This window comes from Frankia sp. CeCAU1, assembly GCF_977971845.1.
This window is the reverse complement of sequence record NZ_CDWWXA010000217.1, coordinates 877-5,324: the sequence shown is the minus strand read 5'-3', so window position 1 is coordinate 5,324 and position 4,448 is coordinate 877. Positions and strand designations below refer to the sequence as shown.

The following is a 4,448-nucleotide window of genomic DNA, read 5'->3' as shown; positions in this document are numbered from 1 at the left end:
CCCGCGGGGAGTGCGCGGGGTAGGTGGGCGTCACCGCCAACCGGCGCCAGCGGGTGAGCGCGGCCGGTAGCCGGCCGGGCAGGTTCAGATCGCCCAGCAGGACCAGCGGCCCCGGGACGTCCGCGAGCCGGCGGGCCAGCCGGCGCAGCTGCACGGCGTTCCAGCCCGGCACGAACGACAGATGGGTGTTGACCACCGTCAGCGGGCCCCCGGCCGACTCCACCCGCGCGGCGATCGCGGCCCGCGGCTCGTCGTCGAGCATGATCAGACGTCCCCGCCTGCCCGGCCCCCCCGGTATCGCGATCGGGGACCGCACCGGCGCCCGGCCGAGGTCGATCACTCGCCACTCACGGACGGGCAGCCGGCTGATCAGAGCGATGCCGTACGCCGGCTCGTCGTCCCGGCGCTGCCCGTCAGCCGGCCGCCAGCCCACGCCGGGCGTGCCGAAGACGGTGGGGACGAACCGCCAGTCGTCGTCGCCGGCTCCGATCATCGCCGCCGCCTCTGCGGCGAGGTCCAGCCCACCCGATCGTGGCTGGTCGAGATCGACCTCCTGGAGCCCGAGGACGTCCACGCCGAGAGCGGAGACGGCCGCGGCGAAGCGGGCGGGCTCGACCGTCCCATCCGTGAGCGACAGGCCGTGCATGATGTTGAAGGAGCCCAGCCGCACGCCTGGACCGTATCGGATGCGAGGTCCGTCACGGCCCGGGTGACCGACCCCGCACCGCCGCGGGACGGCGGGAGCCCGGGCCCCGGCCCTCGTCCGTGTCCTCGCGGACCGCGGCGCTCACCGGGTCGGTGGCCACGTCCTCGGCGCCCCCGGCGCGCAGCACCAGTTCGAGATCGAAGCGGGTGTCAGGGTCCTCCAGACATGGTCCGAACAGCTCGCGAAGCTGGTTGACCCGGTAGCGGACGGTCTGCGGATGGATGTGCAACCGCTCGGCGATCAGCCCGCGCTGCCCCCGCAGGGTCAGCCAGTACAGGAGGGTCTCGGCCAGCCGTTCCCTGGTCCGGTCGGGCAGCCCGTCAAGGGGGGCGAGCCGGCGGGACGCGAGGTCGGTGATGAGCCCGGGGTCGCTGGCCAGCAGCAGGGCGCTGAGATGTTCGTCGGTGAACAGGGGGTCGGCCGCGGCGATACCGCGAAGCCGCCCGGCGCTGCGGGCATCGCAGGCGAACCTCGCCCGCGCCGCGCTCGCCGCCGCCTGACCCCACGGCACGGCCGGTCCCACCACCGCGGCGAGCCCGGCGAGCTGTTTCGCCAGTGCCGCCCGGGTGGCCGCCCGCTCGGTCGAGCCGACGAACACCCAGATGTCTCCCCCCTGCACGGCGCGGGGGCAGCCCGAGGGCAACCGGGAGGGGAGCGAGCCTGCCCAGGGGTCGGCCTCGTGGTCGGCCTCGTGGTCGGCCTCATGGTTGCCCTCGTGGTCGGCCTCGCCGTCAGCCGGGTGGGTGGCCGCGGAGCCGGTCGGGGCGGGGACGAGCACGGCGGCCAGCCGGCCGGGCAGCCGCACGCTGCCGGAACGGGCGACCTGCGCGATCGCCCCGCCGGTCGCGCCGGACAGCAGCATCTCGCCCAGCCGGTCCCATAGCCGCTCCAGTTCACCGGCCGCGGTGTACTGCTCGGATGCGTAGCCCTCGGCGGAGGCCGCGGAGATGCCGTCGATGTAGGCGAACATCATCTCGGCGAGGGACACCAGCGCCGGGCCGTCCAGCCCGCCGCGGCGGGCCGCAGCCTCCCCGAGGCGCCGCCAGGAGACGCGGGCGCCCACCCGGTAGGCGCTCAGCAGGTTGTCCAACGACCGTCCCGCGTACACCTCGCCGCGGCCGAGACGGACATAAACCTCCCGGCTGGCGGCGAGGTCGACAGTGCAGTGGGGACCGGCCTCGACCAGGCTGAGGAAGCGGAACAACGCCTCGTCGACTCCGCGGCGCACCCCATGGCCGAACTTGCCCTCCAGCGGGCGCGCGTAGGCGGGAACCTCCCGGGCGATCGCGGCGATAATCTCTTCACCCAGAGCGTCGAACTCGGCAGCGAGGATCTCACTCAGCCGGGCCGGAAACTGTCCCATGAGGACAGTTTGCCGCCCGACCGTCGCAATCTCCCGCACCTCGTCGTCTGGGCGGGGCCGCCCGTGGTCGTCGCCGACGGCCGGCGGAATCGGTCCCGGGCGGGTCGGGGCAGGGCAGGGCCCCCGTGGCCATGACTTGGGATGGGCGTCCTCTTCGCCACCGGCGCGGCCCGCCGGGCAGTAGCGTTGGCAACTGTGTCCCCGCCTAGAGAACCCGGCCCGGCCGCGTCCACCGCGGTGAAGTCGGCCCTGCCGGCATCCTCCTATCCGATCGAGCGGACCCGGCTCGGTAACGGCCTGCGCGTGCTGCTCGCCCCTGACCACACCGCGCCGGTGGTGGCCGTCTCGGTGCACTACGACGTCGGGTTTCGATCCGAGCCCGAGGGCCGTACCGGATTCGCCCACCTGTTCGAGCACCTGATGTTCCAGGGCAGCGAGAACGTCGGTAAGGCCGAGCATCCGAAGCACGTCCAGGCCGCCGGCGGAATCTTCAACGGATCGACGCACCCGGACTACACGGACTATTTCGAGTTGCTCCCGGCCGGGGCGCTCGAACTGGCCCTGTTCCTGGAGGCGGACCGGATGCGGGCGCCGAAGATCACCCGCCAGAACCTGGACAACCAGATTGCCGTGGTGCAGGAGGAGATCCGGGTCAACGTCCTGAACCGCCCCTACGGGGGATTTCCCTGGATCAAGCTGCCGCCGGTCGCGTTCGACACCTTTCCGAACGCCCACAACGGCTACGGGGATTTCTCCGAGCTCGAGGCCGCGGGCCTGGACGACGCCGAGGACTTCTTCGACAAGTACTACGCACCGGGCAACGCGGTGCTGACCATCGTCGGCGACATCGACCCGGAGGAGACACTCACCTTCGTCCACCGGTACTTCGGTGACATCCCCGCCCGCTCGGTGCCGACGCGGGTGAGTTTCGCCGAGCCGGTGCCGAGTACCGAGCGCCGGGCGGTGCTGACCGATCCGCTCGCGCCGCGCGCCGCCCTGGCGGTCGGCTACCGGGTGCCCGATCCGATCGGCGACCTGTCCACCTACCTGTCCTACTACCTGCTCACCGAGATCCTCAGCGACGGCGACGCCAGCCGGCTCGAACGCCGCCTGGTGCAGAAGGATCGCTCGGTCATCGGTGTGAGCACCTACCTCGGCACCTTCGGGGATCCGTTCGAGCAGCGTGACCCGCTGCTGCTGACCCTGGAGGCCCGCCAGTCCGAGGACGCGAGCGCGGACGCCGTCCTCGCCGCCGTCGACGAGGAACTGGCGCGGCTGGCGGGCGAGGGCCTGGCGGACGGCGAGCTGGAGCGGGTGCAGGCGCGGGTGGCGTCCTCGCTGCTGCGTGAGTCCGACGACGCGCTGGGACGGGCACTCGCCATGGCCGTGCATGAGCTGCAACGGGGACGTCCCGAGTTGGTGAACGAACTGCCCGCGGAACTGTCCGCGGTGACCGGGCAGGCCGTCGCCGCGGCCGCCCGGGCGCTTCTCGACCAGGGCCGCTCGGTCCTGGAGCTGCGTGCCGGCGCCGCCTCATGAGCGGCAGCGCGCTGAGCTCGACGACCACCCGGGCGGCGGTCATCCCGGCCGTGCGCCCGACCGTCCCGGCGGAGTTGCCGGCCGTCACCGACCACACTCTCGACAACGGTCTGCGGGTGCTGGTGGTGGAGCGGGCCAGTGTGCCCCTGGTCGAGGTGCGGCTGCGGATCCCCTTCGCCGGCGTCGGCGCCGTGCACCAGGCCCGGGCCGAGGTGCTCGCGGAGACGCTGTTCACCGGATCACACCGCTTCGACCGGGTGGGCCTGGCCACCGAGGTCCAGCGCCTGGGCGGATCGTTGTCGACGGGGGTTGACGCCGACCGGCTGGCCATCGTCGGTTCCGCCCTTGCGGTGAACCTCGAACCCTTGTTGGGAATCATGGCCGAGGTGCTCCTCAGCGCCACCTACCCGGACGACGAGGTCACCGGCGAACGTGACCGGATCGTCGAGGACACGGCGATCGCCTGTAGCCAGCCCGCGGTCATCGCCCGGGAGGCGCTGCTCGGCAGGCTCTTCGGTGACCACCCCTACGCCACCGGTATCGCCGAGCCGGAGACCGTCGGACAGGTCGGCCCCGAGGACGTACGGGCCCTGCACGCCGAACTGATCTCCCCGGCCGGCGCGATCCTTACCCTGGTCGGGGACGTGCCGGCGCCGCGTGCTCTCGCGGCGGTCTCCGCCGCGCTCGGCGGTTGGACGGGCGGGCCCGCGCGGACCGTCCCGCCGGTCCCAGCCCTCACCACCGGCCCGATCGTCATCGTCGACCGTCCGGGTGCCGTGCAGACCAACATCAGGCTGGGCGGACCGGCCCTGGGCCGTTCCGCCCAGCCTGATGTTGGTC

The 4,448-nt window shown here is 72.9% G+C and carries 4 protein-coding genes; 2 read left to right on the top strand and 2 right to left on the bottom strand.

Going from position 1 to position 4,448, the window contains the following annotated elements; all coding sequences use genetic code 11:
- The coding region (locus tag AC08OO_RS22445; RefSeq protein WP_476619040.1) for an endonuclease/exonuclease/phosphatase family protein at nucleotides 1-670 on the bottom strand (670 nt) is incomplete at its 3' end.
- A 28-nt stretch (nucleotides 671-698) separates the two neighbouring features.
- Nucleotides 699-2,108 (bottom strand): PucR-like N-terminal domain-containing protein, encoded by a 1,410-nt coding sequence (locus tag AC08OO_RS22440; RefSeq protein WP_476619039.1) that lies wholly within the window; start codon nucleotides 2,106-2,108, stop codon nucleotides 699-701.
- Nucleotides 2,109-2,306: 198 nt separating this feature from the next.
- Between AC08OO_RS22440 and AC08OO_RS22435 the strand changes: the two genes are divergently transcribed.
- Together AC08OO_RS22435 and AC08OO_RS22430 are read left to right on the top strand one after the other, a co-directional pair.
- Complete coding sequence (locus AC08OO_RS22435) at nucleotides 2,307-3,608, top strand: M16 family metallopeptidase (protein WP_476611139.1); 1,302 nt, start codon at nucleotides 2,307-2,309, stop codon at nucleotides 3,606-3,608.
- Nucleotides 3,605-4,448, top strand: an 844-nt coding sequence (locus AC08OO_RS22430) for a M16 family metallopeptidase (protein ID WP_476619038.1), incomplete at its 3' end; no start/stop codon positions are given. The genes AC08OO_RS22435 and AC08OO_RS22430, both read left to right, overlap by 4 nt.